The 25,719-nt window shown below is 67.3% G+C and carries 27 protein-coding genes; 19 read left to right on the top strand and 8 right to left on the bottom strand.

The window, feature by feature from the left end:
- Together F9K07_RS21465 and F9K07_RS21460 are read right to left on the bottom strand one after the other, a co-directional pair.
- Positions 1-1,299: an efflux RND transporter periplasmic adaptor subunit gene (locus F9K07_RS21465; RefSeq protein WP_159595351.1), complete on the bottom strand. Its 1,299-nt coding sequence runs from the start codon at positions 1,297-1,299 to the stop codon at positions 1-3.
- Positions 1,300-1,598: 299 nt separating this feature from the next.
- The gene (locus F9K07_RS21460; RefSeq protein WP_159595350.1) at positions 1,599-2,381 is read right to left on the bottom strand and encodes a DNA-binding transcriptional regulator; all 783 of its coding nucleotides are present in this window, start codon (positions 2,379-2,381) and stop codon (positions 1,599-1,601) included.
- Between the two features lie 275 nt (positions 2,382-2,656).
- Here F9K07_RS21460 and F9K07_RS21455 point away from each other — a divergent pair, with 275 nt between their 5' ends.
- The 17 genes from F9K07_RS21455 (at position 2,657) to F9K07_RS21375 (ending at position 18,901) form a co-directional block, all read left to right on the top strand.
- Positions 2,657-3,082: a MaoC/PaaZ C-terminal domain-containing protein gene (locus F9K07_RS21455; protein ID WP_236581418.1), complete on the top strand. Its 426-nt coding sequence runs from the start codon at positions 2,657-2,659 to the stop codon at positions 3,080-3,082.
- Complete coding sequence (locus F9K07_RS21450; RefSeq protein WP_236581416.1) at positions 3,079-3,543, top strand: MaoC family dehydratase; 465 nt, start codon at positions 3,079-3,081, stop codon at positions 3,541-3,543. The genes F9K07_RS21455 and F9K07_RS21450 overlap by 4 nt, the downstream gene beginning before the upstream one ends.
- Positions 3,540-5,156 (top strand): class I adenylate-forming enzyme family protein, encoded by a 1,617-nt coding sequence (locus tag F9K07_RS21445; RefSeq protein WP_159595348.1) that lies wholly within the window; start codon positions 3,540-3,542, stop codon positions 5,154-5,156. The genes F9K07_RS21450 and F9K07_RS21445 overlap by 4 nt, the downstream gene beginning before the upstream one ends.
- A complete protein-coding gene (locus F9K07_RS21440) occupies positions 5,153-5,926 on the top strand; it encodes an SDR family NAD(P)-dependent oxidoreductase (RefSeq protein WP_159595347.1) in 774 nt (257 codons plus the stop codon). Before F9K07_RS21445 ends, F9K07_RS21440 begins: the two co-directional genes overlap by 4 nt.
- Positions 5,927-6,048: 122 nt before the next feature.
- Positions 6,049-7,041 (top strand): Bug family tripartite tricarboxylate transporter substrate binding protein, encoded by a 993-nt coding sequence (locus F9K07_RS21435; protein WP_159595346.1) that lies wholly within the window; start codon positions 6,049-6,051, stop codon positions 7,039-7,041.
- 15 nt (positions 7,042-7,056) lie between these two features.
- Positions 7,057-8,481, top strand: a complete 1,425-nt coding sequence (locus tag F9K07_RS21430; RefSeq protein ID WP_159595345.1) for an aldehyde dehydrogenase family protein — start codon at positions 7,057-7,059, stop codon at positions 8,479-8,481.
- Between the two features lie 6 nt (positions 8,482-8,487).
- Positions 8,488-10,209, top strand: a complete 1,722-nt coding sequence (gene araD / locus F9K07_RS21425) for an L-arabinonate dehydratase (RefSeq protein ID WP_159595344.1) — start codon at positions 8,488-8,490, stop codon at positions 10,207-10,209.
- Positions 10,206-10,994 carry a fumarylacetoacetate hydrolase family protein gene (locus F9K07_RS21420; RefSeq protein WP_159595343.1) on the top strand — a complete coding sequence of 263 codons (789 nt, stop codon included), beginning with the start codon at positions 10,206-10,208 and terminating at the stop codon, positions 10,992-10,994. The genes araD and F9K07_RS21420 overlap by 4 nt, the downstream gene beginning before the upstream one ends.
- Positions 10,995-11,166: 172 nt before the next feature.
- A complete protein-coding gene (locus tag F9K07_RS21415) occupies positions 11,167-11,664 on the top strand; it encodes a MarR family winged helix-turn-helix transcriptional regulator (protein ID WP_159595342.1) in 498 nt (165 codons plus the stop codon).
- Positions 11,665-12,873: a multidrug effflux MFS transporter gene (locus F9K07_RS21410; protein ID WP_236581415.1), complete on the top strand. Its 1,209-nt coding sequence runs from the start codon at positions 11,665-11,667 to the stop codon at positions 12,871-12,873. It abuts the gene before it with no gap.
- A 55-nt stretch (positions 12,874-12,928) separates the two neighbouring features.
- On the top strand, positions 12,929-13,360 hold the full coding sequence (locus tag F9K07_RS21405; protein ID WP_159595341.1) for an ankyrin repeat domain-containing protein: 432 nt from the start codon (positions 12,929-12,931) through the stop codon (positions 13,358-13,360).
- A gap of 92 nt (positions 13,361-13,452) precedes the next feature.
- Positions 13,453-14,709, top strand: a complete 1,257-nt coding sequence (locus tag F9K07_RS21400; RefSeq protein ID WP_159595340.1) for an Hsp70 family protein — start codon at positions 13,453-13,455, stop codon at positions 14,707-14,709.
- Positions 14,710-14,799: 90 nt separating this feature from the next.
- Positions 14,800-15,519: an endonuclease/exonuclease/phosphatase family protein gene (locus F9K07_RS21395; protein ID WP_159595339.1), complete on the top strand. Its 720-nt coding sequence runs from the start codon at positions 14,800-14,802 to the stop codon at positions 15,517-15,519.
- Positions 15,516-16,727 (top strand): cardiolipin synthase ClsB, encoded by a 1,212-nt coding sequence (clsB, locus tag F9K07_RS21390; protein WP_159595338.1) that lies wholly within the window; start codon positions 15,516-15,518, stop codon positions 16,725-16,727. Before F9K07_RS21395 ends, clsB begins: the two co-directional genes overlap by 4 nt.
- Before the next feature lie 28 nt (positions 16,728-16,755).
- Positions 16,756-17,736, top strand: coding sequence for a lysylphosphatidylglycerol synthase domain-containing protein (locus F9K07_RS21385; protein WP_159595337.1), 981 nt, complete (start codon positions 16,756-16,758; stop codon positions 17,734-17,736).
- Positions 17,737-17,850: 114 nt separating this feature from the next.
- A complete protein-coding gene (locus F9K07_RS21380) occupies positions 17,851-18,030 on the top strand; it encodes a DUF6496 domain-containing protein (protein ID WP_159595336.1) in 180 nt (59 codons plus the stop codon).
- A 109-nt stretch (positions 18,031-18,139) separates the two neighbouring features.
- Entirely contained in the window at positions 18,140-18,901 is a 762-nt protein-coding gene (locus F9K07_RS21375) for a hypothetical protein (protein ID WP_159595335.1), read from the top strand.
- A gap of 67 nt (positions 18,902-18,968) precedes the next feature.
- Here F9K07_RS21375 and F9K07_RS21370 read toward each other — a convergent pair whose 3' ends face one another.
- The 5 genes from F9K07_RS21370 to F9K07_RS21350 all read right to left on the bottom strand — a co-directional run bounded on the left by F9K07_RS21370 (position 18,969) and on the right by F9K07_RS21350 (position 22,706).
- A complete protein-coding gene (locus F9K07_RS21370; protein ID WP_159595334.1) occupies positions 18,969-19,946 on the bottom strand; it encodes an SDR family oxidoreductase in 978 nt (325 codons plus the stop codon).
- Positions 19,947-20,028: 82 nt separating this feature from the next.
- Positions 20,029-20,400 carry a VOC family protein gene (locus F9K07_RS21365; RefSeq protein ID WP_159595333.1) on the bottom strand — a complete coding sequence of 124 codons (372 nt, stop codon included), beginning with the start codon at positions 20,398-20,400 and terminating at the stop codon, positions 20,029-20,031.
- Positions 20,401-20,488: 88 nt separating this feature from the next.
- On the bottom strand, positions 20,489-21,391 hold the full coding sequence (locus tag F9K07_RS21360; RefSeq protein WP_159595332.1) for an alpha/beta hydrolase: 903 nt from the start codon (positions 21,389-21,391) through the stop codon (positions 20,489-20,491).
- A 5-nt stretch (positions 21,392-21,396) separates the two neighbouring features.
- Positions 21,397-21,792, bottom strand: a complete 396-nt coding sequence (locus F9K07_RS21355; RefSeq protein WP_159595331.1) for a RidA family protein — start codon at positions 21,790-21,792, stop codon at positions 21,397-21,399.
- 5 nt (positions 21,793-21,797) lie between these two features.
- Entirely contained in the window at positions 21,798-22,706 is a 909-nt protein-coding gene (locus F9K07_RS21350) for a hypothetical protein (RefSeq protein WP_159595330.1), read from the bottom strand.
- A 134-nt stretch (positions 22,707-22,840) separates the two neighbouring features.
- Here F9K07_RS21350 and F9K07_RS21345 point away from each other — a divergent pair, with 134 nt between their 5' ends.
- Both F9K07_RS21345 and F9K07_RS21340 read left to right on the top strand, forming a co-directional pair.
- Complete coding sequence (locus tag F9K07_RS21345) at positions 22,841-23,743, top strand: LysR substrate-binding domain-containing protein (RefSeq protein WP_159595329.1); 903 nt, start codon at positions 22,841-22,843, stop codon at positions 23,741-23,743.
- 146 nt (positions 23,744-23,889) lie between these two features.
- Positions 23,890-24,852, top strand: coding sequence for a Bug family tripartite tricarboxylate transporter substrate binding protein (locus F9K07_RS21340; RefSeq protein WP_236581413.1), 963 nt, complete (start codon positions 23,890-23,892; stop codon positions 24,850-24,852).
- A gap of 6 nt (positions 24,853-24,858) precedes the next feature.
- Here the strand turns inward: F9K07_RS21340 and F9K07_RS21335 are convergent, their stop codons facing one another.
- Positions 24,859-25,689, bottom strand: a complete 831-nt coding sequence (locus F9K07_RS21335) for a phosphatase PAP2 family protein (protein WP_159595327.1) — start codon at positions 25,687-25,689, stop codon at positions 24,859-24,861.
- Positions 25,690-25,719: the final 30 nt, after the last annotated feature.

The following is a 25,719-nucleotide window of genomic DNA, read 5'->3' as shown; positions in this document are numbered from 1 at the left end:
TCAGGGCGCCGGCGTGGCCTTGGCCGGCGCCTTGCCGGGACCCGCATCCGCCGTGGCCTGGGCGGTCACCACCCGGCCGCCCTCCATGCGCATCTCCAGCGGTGTCACGTTCTGGCCGACGCGGGCTTTCTGGAAGCCGTCGACCATGACGCGGTCGCCGCGCGCCAGGCCTTCGGTGACCATCCACTGCGAGCCCAGTGCCTGGCCCAGCTTGATCGGGCGCTTCTCGATCTTGTTCTCGGCGTTGATGACCTGCACGCTCGGGTTGCCCGCCGGGTCGCGCCGCAGCGCTGGCTGAGGAATCACGACGGCCTCGCTCGCCTCTCCGGTGGCCAGTTGCGCGCGCACATACATGCCCGGCATGAGCACGCGCTCCGGGTTGGGCACGGTGGCGCGCAGGGTGATCGCGCCGGTGGTCTGGCTCACGCTGGTGCCGGTGAATTGCAAGGTGCCGACGTGGGGGTAGCGGCTGCCGTCTTCGAGAATCAGGCGCACTTTGGCACCACTGCCCTCGACTTTGCCGAACACGCCGGCCTGCCATTGCCGCCGAAGTTCCAGCAGCTCGGCGCTGGACTGGGTGATGTCGACCAGGATCGGGTCGAGCTGGCTGATGGTGGTGAGGGCTTGCGTCTGGTTGGCCGTGACCAGGGCTCCGGGCAGCACGGTGGACAGGTCGATCTGGCCGCTGATGGGCGCCAGGATGCTGCTGTATTGCAGGTTGATGCGGGCATTTTCCAGCGCTGCCTGCGCGACGGCGACATCGGCCGCGCCCTGGGCCGCCTGGGCCTGGCTTTCGTCGTTGGCCTGGCGGCTGATGGCGTCGATCTTCACCAATTCGGCGTTGCGCGCGGCGTTGGCTTTGGAGGTCTGAGCCGAAGCCCGCGCCTTGGCCAGCGCGGCTTCGGCGCTGGACACCGCCGCTTGCAGCGAGCGTGAGTCGATCTGATAGAGCGGCTGCCCGGCCTTGACGATGGCCCCTTCAGTGAACAGCCTTTTTTGCAGAATGCCCGACACCTGAGGCCGGACTTCCGCGCTTTGCGAGGCCTTGGTGCGGCCGGTGAGGTCGGTGTGCAGCCCCTGGGCTTTCGGCTCGATCGTGATGTAGCCGACACCGGGTGGCGGCGGTGGGGCCGTGGCGCTGGAGGCGTCCTTGCCGCTGCAGGCGGCCAAGGTCGCCACACCGGCCAACACGAATCCCAGCGCGGTCCAGCGAAGGCGCATGGACCGGCCCGCGCCGTACGGATACGCGGCGACCGGGGAGGTGGAGAAGTCGACAGAGGTCGTGGCAGTGAATGGCATGAAATGGGCAAACAGTCGAGAGGCGCGCACAAAAATGAGGACATCCACGCTGCCAGACAGCAGCGCAAAAGTCCTCCACATGGTTGCACCGAAACATGTCGGTTGTGTAAACCGGGCAGGCTGGCGACGCAATTAGTGTTCCAGGAGCGCCCCCCTTGGGGACCAGGCTCCAGTAGCCGACGTCCGGATAGACCCGCGCAGAACCCTGGAGTTCTATCAGATTCCCCATTAACTGGTTATAGGTAGGAACCACTTGGGAGGCGCGGCGCCGCAAACTCCTTCACGCCAGGGGGCACCGGTTAAGCGGTCGCCTGCAGCTCCTTCAGGCGTCCGCTGACCTGGCGGGCGACGGCTTGCAGGTCGGCCAGGTAGCGCTCGACCGCTTGTTCCGGCTTCATGGTCGAGGAGAAGAAGGTCATCCCCAGGGTGGCGGCCACGCCGTGGGTATCGAACACCGGCACCGCCAGTGTATTGGTGGCGGGCACCACCGTGGGGTCGCGCAAGGCATAGCCCGCGTCGTGGACCTTGGCCAGGACATGGTCCAGCGCACCCCGGTCGCGCACGGCCTCGTCCTCGGGCTGGTGGGGCGAAGTCTGGATGTCCTTGAGCAGGGCTTCCTGTTGGTCGGAGGGGCAGAACGCCAGATAGGCCCGGCCCAGCGCGCGGGTCACCAGGCTGAGCCGAAAGTTGATCGTCGAGTGGCGCATGGACAGGGGCGAGAGCGGGATCGTGCTGTAACGCACCACCATGGCGCTGTGGTCGAGCATGGCCACGGCCGTGGGCCATTTCACACGCAGGGTCAGCTCGTCCATCAAGGGCGCAGCCGCTTCCACGATCATGGGTTCGCTGTGGTAGCCCGACGAGAGCGACCGCACGCCCGAGGTGAGGAAATAGGCGCCATGTTGCGGTGCGTGCTTGACGATGCCCCGGTTCTCGAAGGTCTGTAGCAGGCGCACCAGCGTCGGCTTGGGCATCCCGGTCTGCGCATGCAGCACGTCCAGTGTCGACACCGCCTGGCGGTTGAGCGCCTGTAGCAGGTCGATGGCGCGCACCACGGCCCGCACGGGGGGCGACGAACTCATGTCAACACTTTCATGAAAAGCACCCATCCACCGCAGACACGGTCTGCACACCGGAACTGTCCGGCATCCGGTGGCCTGGGTGGAGCAGGAAAACCCTTGGATGCGCGGAGCCGGTGGCCGTATTTCGATCTGCGAAAAGTCGCCAATCCTTGCTTGTCGCGCCAAGGGGTCCTCCCTAGACTGGCCGTGCGCCGCTTCAGATCTCCTTCTTCTTTTTTCCTCACCCCATGCCCACGCCGCAGCCTGTTGCCCACCGACTCTTTGAAGATTTCCAGTTGAACGAAACCTGGGAGAGCCCGCCCACCGTGGTCACTGCCGAAGAAATCGTGGCGTTTGGCCACGACTTTGATCCACAGCCCATGCACATCGACGCGGCCCAGGCGGCGCAGGGGCCTTTCAAGACTTTGATCGCGAGCGGCTGGCATGTGGCCGCCATCTCCTGGCGCGAATTCCACCGCGCGGGTGGCTACGGCGGCACGCCGGTGGTCGGTCTTGGTGTGGATGAGCTGCGCTGGCACCGGCCGGTGCGTGCGGGTGATGTGATCACCGTCCACCGCGAGGTGATCGAGTTGCGCCGCTCGGGCTCCAGCCCCACGCACGGTATCGTGCGCACCCGGGTGAGCGTGCGCACGCAAAACGGCGAGACCGCGATGACGCTGCTCACCGCCAGCCGCATTCCCTGCCGCGAGGTACACCCGTGAGCGCCGTCGCCGTGGAGCGCGCCGCCGATCTGGCCGCCTACGTCGGCCAGCCGCTGGGCGTGAGCGGCTGGATCACGCTGGACCAGGCCAAGATCGACGCCTTTGCCGAACTCACGGGGGACGACCACTGGATCCACATCGATGTGGAGCGTGCCGCGCAGGAAATGCCGCAAGGCAAAACCATCGTGCATGGCTTTCTGGTGCTCGCACTGATCCCGTTTCTGCAGCGCAGTGTCTTCAGCATCCGCCAGCGCGGCAAAGGCCTCAACTACGGCTGCAACCGGGTGCGCTTCATCAGCCCCGTGCCGGTGGGCTCGCGGGTGCGCTTGCGCCAATCCCTCCAGGCGTGCGTGGCGGTGGAGGGCGGCACACGCTTCACGTTCGACTGCACCGTTGACATTGACGGGCAGGAGCGGCCCGCACTCGTTGCCGAGACCCTCGTTCAGATCTTCGACCGATGAGCATCCCGAACGCAGTCCCCGACACCCCGGCCTTCGTGTCGTTTGCCCAGGCGATCGCCGCGCACGCTGCTGCCCAGCCGGACCACTTGGCGTTCCAGGTGGACGATCGTGCCCTGAGTTGGCGCGACTTTCACGAACAGGTGGTGCAGGTCGCGCGGGCGCTGGCGGCCGACGGCATGGGCGCGGGCGACAAGGTGGCGCTGATCGGTTTGTCCTCGCTGGCTTACATCGAATGTTTCTTCGGTGCCGTGGCGGCGCGCGCCTGCGCCGTGCCGCTGCCGGCCTCGGCCAGCGTGGCGGCGCTGGAGGCAATGGTGCGCGACAGCGGCGCCCGGCTGCTGTTTCTGGACCCCGACACGGGCCCGGCGATTGCCGAGTTGGCGCAGCGCCTGGCTTCCCATGGCGTGGTGCGGGTGATCCCGTTTGGCAACGCCGGCAGCGACGGCGCTGCTTTTGCGGCCTGGCGGGCAAAGGGCGCGGACAGTCAACAAGCCTTGCCACGCGCCCAAGCGGACGATGCGTTCAACATCATCTACAGCTCGGGCACCACCGGCGTGCCCAAGGGCATCGTGCACGCGCACGGCATGCGCCAGCGCCAGGCCAGCCGCAAGGGGTTTGCCTTCTCGCCCACCAGCCGTTCGCTGTTGTCCACGCCGCTCTATTCGAATACCACGATCATGCCGATGCTGGGTGCGGTGGCCAATGGCGGCGCCTGCATTCTCATGCGCAAGTTCGACGCCGGCCGCTTCATCGCCATGGCCACGGCGCACCGCGCCACCCACACCATGCTGGTGCCGGTGCAGGTCCAGCGCATCCTGGCGCACCCCGATTTCGCCGGCAGCGACCTTTCTGCGCTCGCCCTCAGCCAGACCACCGGCGCGCCGATGGACGCAGCTTTGAAGCGCGAGATTCTGGCCCGCTGGCCCGGGCGCTTCCTGGAGGTGTATGGCCTCACGGAAGGCGGCGTGACCTGCCTGCTGGAGATGCGCGAGCACCCCGACAAGTTGCACACCGTGGGCAAGGCCGCGCCCGGCACCGACGTGTTTCTGATCGACGACGCCGGCCAGCGGCTCACGCCCGGTGAGAGCGTCACCGGCGAGGTGGTCGGGCGCTCGCCCTTCATGATGGTCGGGTACCACCACCGCCCGGATGCCGACGCGCAGATGCGCTGGTTCGACGCCGAAGGGCGCGTGTACCACCGCTCGGGCGACATCGGGCGCTTCGACGCCGACGGTTTCCTCACGCTGCTGGACCGCAAGAAGGACGTGATCATCTCGGGGGGCAACAACATCTACGCCGCCGATCTCGAAGCCGTACTGGCAGGTCACGCCGACGTGCTCGAGGCCGCCGTGATCGGCGTGCCCAGCCCGCAATGGGGCGAGACGCCGCTGGCGCTGGTGGTGCTCCAGTCCGGGGCCACGCTCGGCGCCGACGCGTTGCGCGACTGGGCCAACAGCCAACTGGGAAAAACGCAGCGCCTGTCCGCCGTGGAGCTGCTGCCCGAACTGCCGCGCAACGCTTTGGGAAAGCTGTCCAAGAAAGAACTTCGCGCGCCGTACTGGCACGCGACCTCCGAAATCCAAACCAAAACCGAAAGGCAGGCTGCTCCATGAACAACCCTTCTGCAAAGCCCGTCTGTGTCGTGACAGGTTCCTCCTCCGGCATCGGTGCGGCCACGGCGCTTTTGTTCGCTCAACAAGGGCACAACGTGGTCATCAACTACGTGAAAAAGGCCGAGCCGGCGCAAAACATGGCCGAGCAATGCCGTGAAGCCGGGGCCGATGTGCTGGTGGTGCAGGGTGACGTGGCGGACGACGCGCAGTGCCGCGCGCTGGCCGATGCCGTGCGCCATCGCTGGGGTCGTGCCGATGTGCTGGTCAACAACGCGGGCATCTCCACGAAGTTCGCCGACATCAAGGACCTGGACGCGTTGTCGGAGCACGACTTTGAAGCCACCTACCGCGTCAACGTCATTGGCGCGTACCAGATGTCGCGGGCGCTGGCACCCCTGCTCAAGGCGGGCCCGCTGTCGGCCATTGTCAATATCTCGTCGCTCGCCGGCCGCATGGGCGCCGGCTCGTCGATCGCCTATGCCTGCTCCAAGGGCGCGCTGAACACCCTGACCCTTGCGTTGGCCCGGTCGCTGGCGCCGCAGGTGCGGGTCAACGCCATCCTGCCCGGCATGATCGACGGCGACTGGATGCGCAATGGCCTGGGTCCCGAGGTGTTCGAGCAGCGCCGCCAGCGCTGGGAATCGCGCGCCTTGCTCAACGCGGTGATGAGCGTGCAGGACGTGGCCCGCACGGCCCACTGGCTCGCCACCGGGGCCACCAAGAGCACCGGGCAGCTCATCGACATCGAGGCGGGCTTCGTGCTCGGTTGAGGCGCCAGTGTGCCGGGCGGGGGGGCGGCGAAGTTTCGCGCCTCGGAAACTCGGAAACATCCGGTTGTGGCGGCTGCGCTTTGTGCCGAAACTGCGCAAACAGGTTTTTTACGGAGACAACGATGAACACGACCCGCATCCTTCGCCCTTTCTCCCTTGCCCTGGCCATCGCGGCCGGCGCGATCCTGTCGTTCCAGGGCGCTGCCCAGGCGCAAAGCCCCTGGCCCAACAAGCCGGTGCGCATCATCGCGTCGTTTGCGCCGGGTGGCAGTTCGGACCTCGTGGCCCGGCAACTGGCCTTGCACCTGACGCAGCACTATGGCCAGCAATTCATCGTGGAGAACCGCGCCGGCGCGAGCGGCAACATCGGGGTCGACTTCGTCGCCAAAGCGGCGCCCGATGGGTACATCCTGGGCCTGGGGACCTCGGGGCCGCTGGCGAACAACAAGGCGCTGTTCACGTCCATGCCTTTCGATCCGGAGAAAGACCTCACCCCGATCGCGCTGGTCGGTGAAATACCGCTGCTGATTTCGGTAAATCCCTCGGTGAAGGCGAACAACCTCGCGGAATTCGTCGCCCTGAGCAAATCGTCGACCGATCCCCTGCTGATGGCGCACCCTGGCAATGGCACGATCGGACACTTGGCCATCGAGTTCCTGAGCGTCAACGGCGGCGGCAAGTTCAGGTCCGTGCCGTACAAGGGCGACACGCCCGCGCTGGCCGACACCTTGGCCGGGACGGTACAGGCGGTCTCGGTGCCGGTGACCTCGCAGATTCAGCACGTACAGGCCGGCAAGCTCAAGGCGCTGGCGTTCACCTCGAAGACCCGCTTCGCCGGTCTGCCGAACGTGCCCACCGCCAACGAGCAAGGCGTGCCCCTGGAAGCCACGGTGTGGAGTGCCATGGTCGGCCCGGCCGGCCTGTCGCCAGCGATCGTCCAGTCGCTCAACAGCGAGATCAACAAGTACACCGCGTCGGCCGAGGGCAAGGCCAAGCTGGCATCGCTGGGCATGACAGCGCTGGGCGGCACGCCCGCGCAACTGCAGGAGCTCATGCGCAGCGAGGCTGGCAAGTGGAAGCAAGTGGCGCAGTCGGCCAAGATCTCCCTGGACTGAGCCCACCGCCATCCCATGCAAAGTCTGAAGTTCTACATCGACGGGGCCTGGGTCGACCCGGTCACCCCGTCGCCTATTCCGGTCATCAACCCCGCCACGGAAGAGGCGTTCGCCGAGATCAGCCTGGGTTCGCGCGAGGACGTCGACCGTGCGGCGAAAGCCGCACGCCGGGCCTTCGCGTCCTATTCCACCGTGCGTGTCGAAGAGCGCCTGGGCTACCTGCAGCGCATCATCGACGGCTTTCGCGCGCGCCTGCCCGAGCTCGCGCGCATGATGACGCTGGAGATGGGTTCGCCCATCACGTTCTCGACCGAACGCCAGGCCACCGTGGCCTTGTTCCATTTCGAAGAGGCCTTGCGCGTGCTGGCGGACTACAAGTTCGAAGAGCGCATGGGCCCCGGCATCGTGCGGCACGAGCCCATCGGCGTTTGCGGGCTGATCACACCGTGGAACTGGCCGCTGAACCAGGTCGCGTCGAAAGTCGCGCCCGCGCTGGCGACCGGTTGCACCGTGGTGCTCAAACCGAGCGAGATCGCGCCCCTGAGCGCCATGCTGTTTGCCGAAATCGTGCACGACGCCGGCTTGCCACCGGGTGTGTTCAACCTGGTCAATGGCGATGGCCCGACCGTGGGCGAAGCCATCGCGTCCCATCCCGAGATCGACATGGTGTCCTTCACCGGCTCGACCGCGGCTGGCGTGAAGGTGGCCAAGCTCGCGGCCGACAGCGTGAAGCGCGTGGCGCAGGAACTGGGTGGCAAGTCCGCCAACATCATCCTGGACGACGCCGATGTGAGAGCCGCCGTGATCGCGGGGGTGCACGCCTGCAACACCAATGCCGGCCAGAACTGCCAGTCGCCCACGCGCATGTTGATTCCGCGCGCACAACGCGAGACCGCCTTCGCGGCGGCGCGCGAGGCGGTGGCCAGCATCCGGCTGGGCGACCCGCTGGACCCGGCGTCGACCATGGGCCCTCTGGTGAGCCCGGCCCAGGTGGCCAAGGTGCAGGACCTGATCCAGTCGGGCCTGGACGAAGGCGCCACGCTGGTGGCCGGCGGCACCGGCCGCCCCGCCGAGCAGGCGCGCGGGTACTTCGTGCGCCCCACGGTGTTCGGTGATGTGACGCCCGACATGCGCATTGCGCGCGAAGAAATCTTCGGCCCGGTGCTGTCCATCATCAGTTACGACAGCGAGGACGAAGCCGTGGCCATCGCCAACGACACGCCGTTTGGCCTGGCGGGCTTCGTGCAGTCGAAGGACCTGGCGCGCGCGCGTGGGGTGGCCAACCGCATCCGGGCCGGTCGGGTCTACCTCAACGGCGCGCCGTTCGACCGCAGCCTGCCGTTCGGTGGCTACAAACAGTCGGGCAACGGGCGTGAGTTCGGCGTGGCCGGGTTCGAAGAGTATCTCGAGGTGAAGGCGCTCCTCGGCTTTCCGGAATAGCGGCCCATGACGCGCCGCCAGCCGAACGAGTTGCGCAGCGCCCGCTGGTACGCCGCGCCCACGCGCATGGGCTCGGTGCACCGGCAGCGCGCCGCGCAAGCCGGGCACCCGCGTCAGGACTACGAGGGCAAACCCGTCATCGGGATTTTCAGCACCTGGAGCGATCTGAATCCGTGCCACGGGCATTTCCGCGAACGCGCGCAACACGTGAAGGAGGGCGTGTGGCAAGCCGGCGGCTTCCCGGTGGAAGTGCCCGTCATGTCTCTGGGTGAGCCCTACATCAAGCCCTCGGCGCTGCTGTACCGCAACATGCTCGCCATGGAGGTGGAAGAGATGCTGCGCGCCCACCCGATCGATGGCGTGGTGCTCATGGGCGGTTGCGACAAGACCACGCCAGCCCTGCTGATGGGCGCCATGTCGATGGACCTGCCGGCCATCTTCGTGCCCTCCGGGCCGATGCTCTCCGGCCGCTGGCGTGGTCAACCGCTGGGCAGCGGCACGGACACGAGCAAGCTGTTCATGGAATACAAGGCGGGGCAGCTCAGCCACGCCGACTTCGTCGAAAGCGAGCTGGCCAGCTCGCGATCGCCCGGCCACTGCATGACCATGGGCACGGCCGCCACCATGACCTCGCTGGCCGAGGTGTTGGGCATGACCTTGCCCGGCGCCGCCGCCATTCCAGCGCCCGACTCGCGCCACGCGCAGATGGCCTCGCTCAGTGGGCGGCGCATCGTGGACATGGTGTGGGAAGACCTGCGGCCCAGCGCCATCCTCACGCGAAAGGCTTTCGACAACGCGCTGGCGGTGTTGATGGCGCTCGGCGGTTCCACCAACGCCATGATCCACCTCATCGCCATGGCGCGGCGCGCGGGCATTCCCCTGTCGTTGAGCGACTTCGAGCCGTTTGCCGACCGCGTGCCCGTGCTGGTGAACCTCAAGCCCTCGGGCGACTACCTGATGGAAGATTTCTTCGAAGCCGGCGGCGTGCGCGGCTTGCTCAGCATGATGCGCGACGTGCTCGATCTGTCGGTGCCCACCGTCTCGGGCATGACGCTGGGCCAGGCGATCGATGGTGCGCAGGTCTACCACCCGGACGTTATCCGGCCCATGGACCAACCGGTCAAGGACAAAGGCGGCCTGGTGATTCTGCGCGGCAATCTCGCGCCGGATGGCTGTGTGATCAAGCGCTCGGCCGCCGATCCGGCGCGCCTGAAGCACCGTGGCCGCGCGCTGGTGTTCCAGAACTACGACGACATGACCGCGCGCATCGACGACCCGACGCTCGATGTTGACGCCGACACCGTGCTGGTGCTGCGCTCGGCCGGGCCGCGTGGCGTGCCGGGCATGCCGGAGTGGGGCATGTTGCCCATCCCACAAAAGCTGCTGCAACAAGGCGTGCGCGACATGCTGCGCATTTCCGATGCGCGCATGAGCGGCACGCACTTCGGCACCGTCGTGCTGCACGTCACCCCCGAGTCCGCGGTGGGTGGTCCGTTGGCGCTGGTTGAGGACGGTGACTTCATCGAACTCGACGTCGATGCCCAACGCATCCACCTCGACGTGAGCGACGAAGAGCTCACACGCCGGCGCGCCGCCTGGGTCATGCCCGAGCCGCCGATTCAGCGCGGTTGGGGTCGCCTGTTCCACGACCACGTGAGCCAGGCCAGCGAAGGCTGCGACTTTCCCTTTCTTCTCCCGGGCGCGCCGACGCGCGAGCCCCAGCTATGACCCCCATTCAGACCGGCGCCATGGACACCGTCGACACGGTCGTGCAGAGCCTGCTGCGCGTGCACCAGGGCGGGCCTCTGGCGGACGACCAGGCCCATCAGGGGCTCCTCCACACGGAAGAGCAGGCGTATGCCGCGCAAGACTGCCTGCTCGCGGCACTCGGTGCATCGCCGGGTGCCTGTCCGATGCACTGGAAGTCCGGCGCGCCCACGCGTGTGGATGTGTCGAAGCACGCGCCGCTGCCCGCCAGAGGTGTCAGGAAAAGCGGCTCCGACGTGGGCGATCTGCGCTTGGGCCACCGCCTGTTCGAAGCCGAAGTGGCCTTGCGTGTCGGCCGCGAGGTGTCGCCCAAGGAAGCGCAACGGATCGGTCTGGAAGACGCCTGGACGCTGCTGGACGGCATGTGCGTGTCGATCGAGTTGCTCGACTCGCGCTGGCGCGGCGGGCGTGAGGCGCCGCTCCTGCTCAAGCAGGCCGACCTGCTGATGCACGGTGCCTTGGTATTGGGCGACTTCGTGCCCTTTTCGGCGCGCGCATGGAGCCAGCAGGACTGTCGCGTGCGCATCGGCGATGCCGCCGTGCAGACCTTTCGCGGCTCCTTGGGCATTGGTGACCCGGCCTGGGTGTTGCCCGCGTGGATGCGCCACGCCACACGCCACGGCGCGTCGATGGCCGCAGGCACCGTGGTCAGCACCGGCACCTGGTGCGGTGTGCTGGAAGTGCCCGAAGGCCAGGCCGTGACGGTGGAATTTCCGGGCATCGGCACGGCCTCGCTGACGCTGTAAACATCCTGTTTTTTTGTGAGAGCAAGGGGCTGGACCAGTCAGCCCCACGCCGCGATTCACGCGGGGCGCCACACGCGCAGTGGGCCCCGCGCCGACACGATGCCCGGTTGCAGCCTAGGGTTTCCCCTTGGTTTCGAGGCCCACTCTTCCCCGATGCGGGAGAATGCTTGGCATGCAAACCAATTCGGATGTGCCTGAAAGCGATGTTTCCCGAGCGCGTTCCCGGTTCGGCTTGCTTCTGGGCGGTGTGTACCGCCAATGGCGCCGACAGGTTGATCTGAGTTTCAAGACCCTCGGTCTGTCCGACGCCACCCGAATGCCTCTGCTGGCGCTCTACGCGCAGGACGGGGCGCACATGCGCCAGAAGGACATGGCGCAGACCCTTCATCTGGACACGTCTTCGCTGGTGCGCGTGCTTTCGCAGTTGCGCGATGCCGGCTACGTGGACTGGGAACCCGATCCCGCCGATCGGCGTGCGAAATGCATCGGATTGACGCCATCGGGCCGCGAAGTCGCCTCGCAGATTCTGGCCAGGAGCCTGGAGATCGAGCGCTTGATCCTCGAAGGTCTCAGCGCCGAGGAACTGGCGGTGACGCGTCGCACGCTGGAGAAGATCGCGGGCCGCTTCGAAGCGCTCCATCAACATGACAGCCATGGCAACTGCCCCTAGATGAGTGCCTCGGCCGCCTCTCCGATCGGATCCACGCCGGCCGCACCGCTGTGGTTGCTGGTGCTGGTGACCTTGAGCGGCACCATGGCCATGCACATCTTCGTGCCTGCGTTGACCCTGGCCGGGCAGGCGCTCGGCGCTTCGGCATCGAGCATGCAGCAGACCATCACGCTGTACATGGTGGGGCTGGCGGTGGGGCAACTGATTTACGGCCCCGTCTCGGACGTGACCGGCCGCCGCCCGGCGCTGCTGCTGGGGCTGGGCATCTACCTGTCGGCGAGCCTGGTGGCCTTGTTCGCAACCACTGTCGAGGTGCTCTCGGCGGCGCGCCTGTTGCAAGCGCTGGGTGGCGCTGCAGGGCTCTCTCTGGGGCGTGCCATCGTGCGGGACACGGCGACGCCGGCGCGTGTCACCAAGGACCTCGCGTTGCTCAACCTGCTGGCGCTGGTGGGGCCGGGGCTCGCGCCGATCCTGGGGTCGTACCTCGCGAGCGACTTCGGCTGGCGCGCGATCTACGTGTTTCTGGTGATATTTGGTTGCGCTGCCCTGGGGCTGTCGGTCTGGCGCCTGCCCGAAACCAATGTCCAGCAGAGGACCTTGCAATTGGGCGCCCTCACCAATGGCTACGCCCAGTTGCTGTTCAACCGGCGCTTCGCGGGCTTCACGCTGGGGGGTGCATGCTGCAGCTCGGTGCTGTTTCCCTACCTGGCGACCGTCTCCTACATCGTGCACGAGCAGATGGGATTGCCCATCCAGAGCATCGGCTGGTTTGCCGCCGTCACCATCGCGGGCGCCGGCCTGGGGACCCTGCTGACCCGCCGCCTCTCCGGTACACGACCGCCCGAGTTCTTCCTGACGCTTGGCGTCGGTCTGCAGATGGCCGTGGCCGTGTTGTTCGTGGCGGTGTACGGCTTGGGATGGCTCAACCCAGCGTGGCTGGTGGGCATCACCGTCACGATGACCATGGGCGCGGGCATCGCAGGTCCGGCCGCACTCGGCCGGGCCATGGGCGTCGTGCCCTCGATGTCCGGCTCCGCTGCGGGCATCTATGGATTCAACCAGATGGCCATGGGTGCGTTGAGCACCTTTCTGGTGGGCTACGGACGCGACCCGGTGGTGGCGTGTGCGGTCACGCAGTTCGCGTTGGCCCTGGTCGCGCTGGGGTGTTTCCGGTGGGCGAAAACCGCTGCCACGCCGACTGTGGCGTGAGCGCGGTGGCCCGCCTGCGTACACTCCCTCACCCCACACCACACCCTGGACGCACGTGACCGATTGGAAAACCCAGCAGATGATCAAGGCCTCCGGCTGGCCATTGGCACCGGAGCTGCTGGCGCCCGAGGCCGATTTCAATGCGCGGCTGGACGACGGCCTGGTGCCCTTGCACTGGGCTTGCGCGCACGGCAAGGCCGGCCTGGTCAGGTACATGATCGAACACGGTGCCGATGTGCTGGACGTCGCCGACGACTTTGGCCGCACGCCTTTGTCGATGGCGATGCGCTCGGGCAGCTTTCAAACCGTGATGCTCGTGATCGACCGCCTCAAGGCCGTGGGGGCGCCACCCGCCGATGAGGCGCTGAAGAAGCACCTGACGAAGCTCTTCAGCAGCAGCCACGCCGACGCGAAAAACCGGCTGATGCAAACGCTGCGGGACTGGGACCGCATCGCCCAGAAGGCACCGCGCCCGCCTGCACGCTGACGGCGCGGCCGCGCTGGCAGAATCCCCGCTCCCCAACGCTGTCGCTGACGCGGATGCCGTTGGCACCTCTCTCTTTCTTCACGCCCTTTCCCATGCAATCTCCGTCCGCCGGCATGCTCGGCATCGATTTCGGCACCTCCAACTCCGCCGTGTCCTGGGCCGCGCCCGGTGGCGCCGCGCGGCTGTTGCCGCTGGAAGGCGATGCCACTTCGATGCCCACCGCGGTATTTTTCAACGCCGAAGACCGCCTCACCCACTTCGGACGCGATGCCGTTGCGCACTACCTCGGCGGCACCGAAGGGCGTCTGCTGCGCTCGCTCAAGAGCCTGCTGGGCAGCCCCTTGCTGAACGAATCCACGGTCGTCAACCACCAGCAGGTCAGCTTCCAGCAGATCGTCGAGATCTTTCTGCACCAGTTGCGCGAGCGCGCAGCGCAGGCGCTGGGCCAGGCGCCTTGCCGCGTGGTGATGGGGCGGCCGGTGCATTTCGTGGACGACGATCCCGCGCGCGACGCGAGCGCCCAGCGGTCGCTGCACGACGCGGCGTTGGCCGTGGGTTTTGACGACGTGTCGTTCCAGTTCGAGCCGATCGCCGCGGCGCTGGACTTCGAGCGCCGACTCACCCGCGAGAACGTGGTGCTGGTGGTCGACCTGGGCGGCGGCACGTCGGACTTCACCGTGGTGCGGCTGGGGCCGCAGCGCATGGCGCAGAGCGAGCGGGGCCGGGACGTGCTGGCGACGGCGGGTGTGCACATCGGGGGCACGGATTTCGACCAGCGCCTGAGCCTGGCGCGGGTGATGCCGCTGCTGGGCTACCGCCACCACGGCCCGGATGGCCGCGAGGTACCTCACCGTGTTTTCATGGACTTGTCGACCTGGCACTTGATCCAATGGCTGTACCTGCCGCGCGCGATCGCACAGGCCCAGGCGCTGCGCACCAACTACAGCGATCCGCGCTTGCACCAGCGCCTGATGCGGGTGCTGCAACAGCACGACGGTCACCGCATCGCGCACGCGGTGGAGCAGGCCAAGATCCGCTGTTCTCAAGATGGCACCGAGGCGGTGGTGGACCTGGCCGACGTGGAGCCGGCGCTGGCCGCGACCCTGGCCCCGGCCGACATGGCGCAGCATCTGCACGCCTTGCTGGCGCGCACCGTGCAATGCGCGCGCGAATGCGTGCAGCGCGCCGGTCTGCAGGGCAGCGGCCTGGATGCGATCTACCTCACCGGCGGCTCGTCCGCATTGCGGCCGTTTCAACAGGCTCTGCAGCAGGCGTTCGCAGGCGTGCCGCTGGTGGAAGGCGACTTGTTCGGCGGCGTGGCCGCCGGGCTTGCGTATTCGCGCCTCTGAGGCAAGCCACGTACCCGGCCGCATTTGGCCCACGCGGGAATGCGCGTTTGTCTGACACGGTGAGGCCGGGTGGCGAACCTAGCATGCAGCATGCAGGTTCTGACAGTGAATATCCACAAAGGCTACGACGTGTTCAACACCCGCTATGTACTCCACGGTTTGCGGGAAGCGGTGCGGGAGGTCGGCAGCGACATCGTCTTCCTGCAGGAGGTGGATGGTGGCACCAGCGCGACCGCCGCGCAGTACGAGTTTCTGGCCGACCAGATCTGGCCGCAGCATGCCTATGGCCGCAACGCTGTGGCCGAAGGCCTGAACCATGGCAACGCCATCCTGTCGCGCTACCCGGTGCTGCACAACGAGAACCACGACCTGTCCATCCCCGGCTTCGAACCCCGCGGCATGCTGCACTGTGTGCTGGACGTGCCTGGCCATGGACCCGAGATGCATGTGATGTGCGCGCACCTGGGCTTGCGCGAATCGCACCGCCGCCAGCAATTGGAGAAGATCTGCGACATCGTGGGCAAGCACGTGCCGGATGGCGCGCCCCTGGTGGTCGCCGGTGACTTCAACGACTGGCGCCTGAAAGCCGACGGGCTGCTGGCCCCCAGCGGCTTGAACGAGGTGTTCCGGCTGGCGCATGGCCAACATGCGCGCAGCTTTCCCTCGCGCTGGCCGCTGCTGCGGCTGGACCGCATCTACGTGAGAGACGTGGCCTATGCCGCGCCCGTGCCCCTGGCGCGCCAGCCGTGGGACCGGCTCTCCGACCATGCGCCGCTGGCCGCCGACATCGCCCTGGAGGCTGCGGCATGAACTCGCATTGGGTCCCTGGCAACCAGCTCACGCTGCTGGAAAACGGCGAGGGCTATTACCCGCGCGTCTTCGAAGCGATCGCCAACGCCGAGAAGGAAGTGCTGCTGGAAACCTTCATCCTGTTCGACGACAAGGTAGGCCGGCAATTGCACGAGGCCTTGCTCAAGGCCGCGCAGCGAGGTGCCCAGGTGCACGTGTTGGTGGACGGTTGGGGCTCGCCGGACCTGCCCGCCTCGTTCACCGAGCCCCTGTTGGAAGCCGGCGTGCGCTTGCGCGCGTTCGAGCCGGTGCAGCGCGTGCTGGGCGCGCGCGTCAACCTGCTGCGCCGCATGCACAACAAGATCGTGGTGGTGGACGGCCGCGTGGCCTTCGTGGGCGGCATCAACTATTCCATCGACCACCTGGTCGAATTCGGCGATCTGTCCAAGCAGGACTACGCGGTGGAGATCACCGGCCCCCTGGTGGGGCAGATCCAGGCCTTCTGCCGCGCCAACATCGAGACACCACAACCCTCGCGTGGCCAATGGCTGCGCCGCTGGCGTGCGAGCCTGCGCCGCCAGGGCGTGGTCGAAGCCAGCGGCGACAGCGCGCTGGCCGCCTTCGTCACGCGCGACAACAACGAGCACCGCACCGACATCGAGCGCCATTACCGTGCCGCCATTCGCAGCGCCCGCAAGCGCATCCTCATCGCCAACGCGTACTTCTTTCCGGGTTACCGCTTCCTGCGTGACCTGAGGCGCGCGGCGCGCCGGGGCGTGCAGGTCGACCTGTTCTTGCAGGGCCGGCCCGACATGCTGTGGGTCAAGCGCGCGAGTGAACTCCTGTACCGCCACCTCATCCGCGCGGGCGTGCGGATCTACGAATACAAAGAGCGGCCTCTGCACGGCAAGGTGGCGGTGATCGATGACCAGTGGGCCACCGTGGGATCGAGCAACCTGGATCCCACCAGCCTCAGCCTGAACCTGGAGGCCAACGTGGTGGTGCGCGACGAGGCCTTCGCGCAGCACTTGCGAGCGCGCATCGACGACCTGCTGGAGACTTGCTGCGACCGGGTGGAGCTGCCCACGCCGGGGCGCCTGCACTCGGCCTGGATCGCGGTGCGCAGCATGGTGGTGTTCCACGCGCTGCGCCGTTTTCCGGACTGGACTCGGCAGTCCTCGGCCAAGGCGCCGCGGGTGGTGGCCATCGAGCCGGAGACCGCGCCGTGACCCAGCGCGCGGCGCCTGGAACCCCGCCATGAGCCCGGCGGCGCGGGGCGCATGGCGGTGGTTCAAGCGCATCGCGCCCTGGGTCCTGGCGGCCGTGGTGTTGGCATTGGTCGCTCAGCAGGCGCGCGCGGTTGACTGGCCGGCGGTGTGGCAGGCGTTGCGGGATCTGCCGGCGGCACGGCTCGTCTGGGCCGTGGCGCTCGCGGTGGTGGGGTATGGCGTGTACGCCAGCTTCGACCTCGTGGGCCGTTACCTCACCGGTCATCCACTTTCGGTGCCGCGCACCCTGGCCACGGCGGCCACCTGCTATGTCTTCAACCTGAACTTCGGCGCGCTGGTGGGCGGCTTCGCGATGCGGCTGCGCCTCTACCTGCGCGGTGGCCTGGACGCGCCCTCCGTGGCGAAAGTGATCGCGCTGAGCATGGTGACGAATTGGACCGGCTATCTGGCGTTGGGTGGTGTGGTCTTGCTGGGGTGGCCGCCGCGGCTTCCCGAAGTCTGGGCTGTGAACGAAGCGCTGTTGCGCGGCGCCGGCGCGCTGATGATCGCGCTGAGCCTGGCCTATCTCGTCCTGTGTGCGATGTCGAAGCGGCGCACCCTGCGCTGGCGCGAGCACACGCTCGCATTGCCCGGTGGGCGCCTGGCACTCCTGCAGGTCTTGGCGGGCGCGGCCAGCTGGATGCTGATGGGCGCCATCATCTGGGTGTTGTTCGGCGGGCGCGTGGCCTACCCCGAGGCGCTGGGCGCGTTGCTGATGGCGGCAATGGCCGGCGTGATCACGCACGTGCCCGCCGGCCTGGGGGTGCTCGAAGCGGTTTTTGTGGCCGTGCTCGCGGGCCGCTTGCCCACCAGCGAAGTGGTGGCGGTGGTGCTGGCCTACCGCGCCGTGTACTACCTGTTGCCGCTGGCCTTTGCGCTGCCGGCCTATGGGTGGAGCGAGATGGCCGCACGGCGCAAGAGGATGCCCACGCAGGCCGCAGGGCGTGCACCTCTCGCACCACGCCGGTGAGCGTCTGGCGCTTGCGGCAAGCTCTGCGGCAAGACCCGCCATGGATGGGGCGTCCTGTCGGCAGGGCTTGGGCATCCCGATTGCTCTCGGAGGTCTTCGTTGCAGGAGATCGGCATGACGAAGTACGGACCCAAGGCGGCTGAGAAGGTGGAGAAGGCGGTGCACGAAATGAAGGAGGGCACGCTGAAAAGCGGCTCGGGCAAGAAGGTGACGAGCCGCAAGCAGGCCGTTGCCATCGGTCTGTCGGAGGCGCGGGAGGCGGGGGGCAAGGTCCCCAAGCGTGCGTCCAAGTGAGCGAGATGACCAGGCACATGCATTGCCGCACGCCGGCAGATGCCCAAGGCGTTTGCGCGGCCCTGGCATCTGTCTGCAATCTTCGACCTATCACCGGAAGGACATTCTCATGAACCATCAGGACCATCGGAACCGTCAACAGGGCGGTTCTCAACAAGAGGCCTACAGCCAACCCTCGCGCCAGCAGGGCGGCAGCGAGTCGCCGCGCCAGCAGCAGGGCGACTACGGCAACCATTACAGAGACCGTGGACATCCCACCGGCGTAAGTGGTGACTGGCGCCGCGAGCAGGACTACCGCGGCGGCTACCAGGACGACCAGAGCTCCCAGAACTGGCGCTCACGCAGCGAGCAGGACCGCTATGGCTACCGCCAGGCATCGGGCCAGCGCGAGTGGGACGAGCCCCACACGCGGGGTGGCTCGTACGGCGGTGGGCAACCGTCGCAATGGAGTGACTACGGCGACCAGGACCGTGAATACGGCCGACGCGAGTATGGCCAGTATGGCCTGCGCGACCCGGGACGCAGCCCCTTCGAGCGCGCTGGCGGTCTGGACCGCGACTACCGCGGCGCAGGCTACGCCGGCCCTGGGGGTTATGGCGGCGGCTACGGTGGGCAGGACTATGGTGGCCAGGACCGTGGACGCTATGGCGGCGGCCAACAACACCAGCAGTTCGACCCCGACTACGACCAGTGGCGGCGTGAGCAGGTGAGAGCGCTGGACGAGGACTACAACCAGTGGCGCGAAGACCGCTTCAAGAAGTTCTCCGACGAGTTCTCCACCTGGCGCAACAACCGGGGCCAGCGCACGGGCGCATCGGGCAAGACCGAGGCCGGCTCGACGCCTGGCAAGTCGAACAAGGACAACAGCTGATCCTGTTCGACACGGACCTCTCAAGATCAACGGGAAGGCTGCGCACCTTCCCGTTTTCTAGGGCACGTCAGATCGCACCCACGCTGCCGGTGACGGGCAGCACGATGCCGGTGATGTAGCCCGAGCAGGTGGACGATGCGAGAAACACATAGGCAGGCGAGAGCTCCTCGGGTTGCGCGGCGCGCTGGAAGTCGGTTTTCTTGCCGAACTCCGCGACCTTTTCCGCCGGCAGGTCAGCTGGGTTGAGCGGCGTCCATACCGGGCCCGGCGCGACCGCGTTGACGCGGATGCCGCGCGGCAGCAGGTTGCTCGCCAGCGATTTGGTGAACGCGTGGATCGCGCCCTTGGTGGCGGCGTAGTCGAGCAGGTGCGCGCTGCCGCGCAGGCCCACCACCGAGCCCGTGTTGATGACGCAGGCGCCCGCCGCCAGGTGGGGCAGGGCCGCGCGCGTCATGCGGAAGTAGCCGCCCAGGTTGGTGTCCCAGGTTTCCTGCAGGCGCTCATCGTCGATGTCGTCCAGGCTGTCCGCGTGTTTCTGAAAGGCCGCGTTGTTCACCAGAACATCCAGGTGGCCAAAGGTTTTCACCGTCGCGGCCACCGCCTTCTTGCACGCGGCGGCGCTCTTCACATCGCATTGCAGCACCAGGCACTGTCGGCCTTCGGCTTCCACGCAGCGCTGGGTTTCCCGGGCGTCGTCGTCGGAAGACAGGTAGGTGATGGCCACGTCCGCCCCTTCACGGGCGAACAGAATGGCCACAGCCCGGCCGATGCCCGAGTCGCCACCCGTGATGAGGGCGGCCTGGCCTTGCAACTTCTGGCTGCCAAAGTAGTCGGGGGCGAGAAAACGGGGGCGGACTTCGAGGTCCGATTCCTGCTCGTCCACGCTCAGGTGCTGCGCAGGCAACCGGCTGGGCTGTGAACGGGCGCCAGTGCGAGGGGGTGGCTTCTTCTCGGCAGAGGCGCCCGATTTGCGCTTGCGCGCGTCGCGTTGGTCCTGCGTTTCGTGGATGGACTTCTGCTGATCGAGGGTGTTGTTGTGTGGCATGGCATGCTCCCGTGCGAGAGGGGGTTGACGAACCCTGTGCGGGGCACATCGCGTGCCCGCTCCCGCCACACCGCGGGTTGCGTTACTTCATCGAGTGCAGGCCGAACATGTTGCCTTCGGTGTCGATGGCCAGGGTGATGAAGCCGTATTCGCCGATGGAAAACTTGGGCTTCTCGACGCGTCCGCCGTTGGCGACCACGCGTGCTTCTTCGGTGGCGCAGTCGTCGCACGCGAAGTACACGAGCGTGCTGTTTCCTCCCGAGGGGAAACCGTCCATCTTCACGAGCGCTCCGGCCGCACCCGATGCGCCTTGCGCCATGGGGAACGCCCACATTTCGATGTCCGTACCCGGCAAGGCTGCGAGCTGGGTGCCCAGCACCTTTTCGTAGAACGCGCGTGCCTTTGCGGCATCCTGCACATAGATCTCGAACCAGCCGACGGGATTGGCTTTCATGCGATCTCTCCGGTTGCGTCGGCAAGATCGCCGGCACAGCGGTTATACCGTTGCAGGTTGACAGTAGACAACCACTCAAGCAGCGCGTTCAGCGGCGCGCTGCCTCGAAGAAGTCCAGGATCTGCTCGCCCAGCAGTTGCTCGCCACTGTTGAAGTGCGCCATCACCGAGACGTGGTTGTGGTCGGCCACGCTCATGTGGCGCGGCGCAGCGCGGCGGGCCTGGGCGATGCGGTGCGTGAACTCGGCCGCGTACACGTCGAGCAGCGGGTTCTCGTATTGCGCGTTGACCACGAACACCGGCAGCGCCAGGCGTGCCGCATGCGTCATGGGAGCGTGGGCGGCGTAGCGCTGTTCATCGTCGCCGTAGTACGCCCGCACGCCCGCGGCGTTGGGGTTTTCCGGCAAGGTATCGGCGGCCAGGCGCGCCGACACCAGCACCACGCACGCGATGTCGCGCCGCTGCGCGTCCAGCGCCGGGTCGCAGGCGTAGGTGGCGGCATGGGTGCCGCCGGCCGAGTGCCCCACCAGGCACACGCTGGCCGGGTCGCCGCCGAATGCGCCGATGTGTTCGCCCACCCAGGAGCAGGCCGCGGCCACGTCCAGTGCGCCGTGGGGGTGCGCCGCTTCCGGAGCCAGGCGGTATTCCACGTTCACGCCCACGCAACCCTGGCGCGCGAACCAGGTCAGCACGTTGCCGTACATGGCGGCGTTGATGTCCTTGTTCCCGCGAACGAAAGCGCCGCCGTGCACGAAGACGACCACCGGCGCCTGGCGAGCTCCGTCGGGCTGGTAGACGTCGAGCACCTGGCGCGTATGCGGTCCGTAGGGCAGGTCGCGGTGGACGTTCACGCCTTCGCGTGGCGCGGCCAGCAACAAGGGCAGGTAGGCCTCTTTGACACGGTCACCGGCGCTGCGGATGTCGTGGTGCCACACCGGCCCGACTTCGCGCAGCAGCCGCTCGATCGCCGGTGGGCGTGGCACGGTGTGCATGGGCATCAGTCGGGGCGGAAGGCTATGGCCTCGACTTCGAAGCACCAGTCGGGGTGGGCCAGCGCAGCGGCCACCACCAGGGTGGACGCCGGCCGCGCCGAGCCGAGATAGCCCGCGCGCACCGCGCCCAGCTTGGGCAGGTCGGTGGCATCGGTCAGGTAGGTGGTCACCTTCACGAGGTCGGACACCTCCATGCCGGCGGCCTGCAGCACGCCCACCAGATTGGTCCAGGCCTGGTGCGCCTGGGCCTCGAAGCCCTGGGCCAGCTGGCCCGCGCGGTCGGTGCCGATCTGCCCGGCAATGTGCAGCCAGCGGCCCGTTCCGTGGGTCAACACCGCGTGGCTGTACAGGCCCGCCGGAGGCGCCACGGTGTCGGGCGCGATGCATTGGGAGCGGGTCATGGCCATCAGTGCACCACCTGGTCGATCTCGGGGATGGTCGGGATCTCCACGCCATACACGCCGATGTCTTCGCGGATCTTGTTCACGCCCATGCGGATGATGCCGATCTCCTCGTCGGGATGCGTGGCGCCCAGGCCATGGTCGGCCGCGAGCGCGCGGTTGCGGCCCGAGCGTGCGCGTTCCGCGTCGGGCAGGTTGACCACGGCGTACACGCCGTTGAGCAGGCTGCCGCGCAACTTCTTGGCCACCTTCAGGCCGATCAGGCGTTTTTCCTCGGCCGACAGCTCGGTGAAGAAGCGCCGCATGATGATGCGGCCGAACTGGATGTGGCGCGCCTCGTCGCGCAGGATCAGCCGGCACACTTCCTTGATCGAGGCAAAGCGGGCGTTTTCGTAGCGCGCCTGCAGCAGGTCGCCCGAGAGCTGTTCGAACAGCGTGTTGACCGAGAGACCGGCGAAGAAGCTCATGGCCTTCTCGTCCGACTCGTCGTGAAAGCGCGGGATGATGTCCTTGAAGTAGTCCGAGCGTGGCATCGGTTCGTACGCGGCCAGGCCATCGGCGATGCGAAAACTCGCTTCGTGGTGGCGGAACTCCTCGGCGATGAAGTTGGTGATGTGCTGCTTCACCTCGAACGGCTGGTGCTGGAAGATGGCATCGCGCAACCGCTCGGCGCCATAGGGCGTGGCGCCGTGCTCCATCCAGGCGCGCAGGCTCCACCATTCGGCGCCGGCGGTGCGCACCTCGGGCGGGAGGTCGGCGTCCTTCAGATCCGAGTAGTCGATGTCCTTGATCGGATCCCAGGCCAGGTCGCGGGCTTGCGTGCACAGGCGCCACACCTCCGGGTACTCGATCTTGGAGACGACCGGATAGGGGTTCGGAACGGCGGGGATTTCTTCGAGAAGGGAGGGCTGCATGTGGGCTCCTGAATGCGTGGGATGGGCAACGGTGGCAATGCTATGCAGCCTGCGTTGATACATCCAATACCGATGGAATGCGGTGGTGATCCGATTTCGATATAAAGACCGGACATCCCACGCGAGGACCCACGATGATCGAATTCCGGCAACTGCGCCAATTCGTGGTGGTGGCCGAAGAACTCAACTTCGGTCGCGCCGCAGAGAAGCTGCACATGTCCCAGCCACCCCTGAGCGTGGCCATCCGCAACCTGGAGCACACGGTCGGCACCTTGCTGATCGATCGCAGCCGGCACCACGTTCGCCTCACGCCCGCGGGCAAGGTGTTCCTGAAGGACGCGCGCCGCCTGCTGGTGCAGGCCCAGGTGGCCACCGAACGGGCGCGCCGTGCCGCGCAAGGTGAGGAAGGATCGCTCAGCCTGTCGTTCGTGCCGAGCGCCGCCATCGACCTGCTGCCCGACATCTTCAAGCGCTTCCAGCACGACTATCCCACCGTGCACCTGCAGGTCACCGCCGACACCACCAGCCGGCAGGTCGAAGCGCTGCGGCGCGCCGAGGTGGATCTGGCCCTGCTGGTCGGGCCGCTGCAGGACGTGCCCGACCTGGTCCTGGTCGACCTCAAGGCGCAGGACTTCGTCATCGCCGTGCCGCGCAGCCATGCGCTGGCCGGGCAGAAGGCGGTGCGCATCAAGGCGCTGGCGGCCGAGCGCTTCATCGCCTTCCCGGCGGCCGAAGGCGCGGGCTTCGTGGCCGCGCTGCTGAGCGCCTGCAAGGCCGCGGGCTTCTCGCCCAAGGTGGTGCAGGAGGCTTCGCAGATGCAGGCCGTGCTCACGCTGGTGGCCGGCGGCCTGGGCATTGCGCTGGTGCCCGCGTCCATGCGCATGCTGGCCATGAAGGACGTGGCGTTTCTCGACGTCGCCGGCCAGCGCTCGCCGCCCACCTACCCATTGACCTTCGCCTACAGCCACGACAACGACAACCCGGTGATCCAGTCGTTCCTCTCGGTGGCGAACAAGGTGGTGGCACCGTCGCGCTGAAACGGGACGAGACGGCTTGGTGATTCGATCCATGTATGGGTTTGCGCTGCAGTCGGTATTGGACAGGGGGCTTGGCCGTTTGCACCATGCGGCCTTGACGACGGGTGAAAAAGCCCGATTTCAACCAGGAGCCCACGATGCCTTTCATGAACAAGCTGCCCGCCGCCGCGCTGCTGCTGGCCACCGCCCTGTGCGCCGTTTCCGTATCGGCACAAACCTATCCCACCCGTCCCATCACCATGGTGGTGCCCTATCCACCGGGCGGTTCGGCCGACATCCTGGCCCGCACCATGGGCGAACAACTGGGCACCCGGCTGGGCCAGCCGGTCATCATCGAGAACAAGGCCGGTGCGGGCACTGCGATCGGCGCGCGCTTCGTCGCCGAGGCCAAGCCCGATGGCTACACCCTGCTGATGGGCACGGTGAGTTCGCAGGCCATCAACCCGGCCATGAGCAAGGTGGGCTACGACCCTGGCAAGGACTTCGTGGCGGTCAGCGCACTGACCTCGATTCCCTTCGTGCTGGTGGCCAACCCGGCCGCGCCCTACAGCACGGTGGCCGAACTGATCGCGGCGGCCAAGCGCGAGGGCAACCGCATCAGCTACGCGTCGGCTGGCCCTGGCACCTCCAACCACCTGGCCGGTGAGATGCTGGCCCACGCGGCCAAGATTTCCCTGTTGCACGTGCCCTACCGAGGCAGCGCGCCCGCGCTGGCCGACGTGCTGGCCAACCATGTGCCGCTGATGTTCGATCTGCAGACCACCGCCCTGCCCAACATCAAGGCGCAGAAGGTCAAGCCCTTGGCGGTCACCGGCTTGCAGCGCAGCCCGTTGCTGCCCGACGTGCCCACGGTGGCCGAGAGTGGCCTGCCGGGCTTCGAGGTCGGCGCCTGGTTCGGGCTGTTCGCGCCCGCCCAGGTGCCCGAACCGGTGGTGCGCCAACTCTCCACCGCCATGGCCCAGATTCTGCAAAGCCCCACCATGGCGCAACGCCTGCGGGACATCGGCGCGGAACCCGATACGCGCGATGCACAGGCCTTCGCCGGTTACGTGAAGTCCGAAATCACACGGTACGCACAGACCGTCAAGGCCGCGGGCCTGGACAGATAGGGACGCTCAGCCCTTGGAGGCCCGCCACCAGCTCCAGTGGCGGGCCAGTTCGATGCAGGCCACGCAACACGCCAGCCACACCACGCCGATGGAGAAACCGGCCGCCACATCGCTGGCGAAATGCACGCGAAGAAACAGGCGGCTCGCGCCGATGGTGCCCGCCAGCAAGGTCATCGCCAGTGCCACCGGCAGGTGGTACGCCCTGGGCAGCAGGCGCAGGGCCAAATAGGCCAGCATGCCGTAGGCCACCACCGACACCGAACTGTGGCCACTGGGAAAACTGAATCCCGTGGCCTGCACCAGGCCATCGTCGTGCACGGGGCGCACGCGGGAAAACACCAGCTTGAGCGAGGCGTTGAGCAGCCCCATGCCGGCCACCGAGGCCACCCACGCCCCCGCGAGCCAGCGGTGGCCGCGCCAGAGCAGGCCGATGGCCATCACGGCGCACAGCACCGTCAGGGTGGCGGGATCGCCCAGGCGCGTGACGGCCGCGAACACCTGCAGCGCGGCAGCGGGCACGCTCTGCGCGAGCGCGGTGGTGAAGGCGTCGTCCATGGCGCCCAGCGCCTGTTCGCCGTGCAAGGCCTCGGCGATCTCGGTGAACAGCGCGGCCCCGGCGACGATCAGCGCAAAAGCGATGGCCATACGCACCAGCAAGGCCATCCAGGAAAACGCATGGAGCGTGTTGCGAGGGCGCGCGTAGCTGCCCACGCTGCGCCAGAACCACCAGGTGAGCAGCAGCCAGCCGAGCATGGACGCAATGAACAGCGCCAGCGCGTGGGTGCCGGCCCATTGCGCCAGGCTCAGGACGAGGGGATGTGCGGGGCTTTGTGACATAGGGTCCGAGCTTGACCGGCAATGAAGCCA

Origin of the sequence: Hydrogenophaga sp. BPS33, assembly GCF_009859475.1 — a bacterium.
Taxonomy (GTDB): domain Bacteria; phylum Pseudomonadota; class Gammaproteobacteria; order Burkholderiales; family Burkholderiaceae_C; genus Hydrogenophaga.
This window is presented reverse-complemented; position numbering and strand designations above follow the sequence as displayed.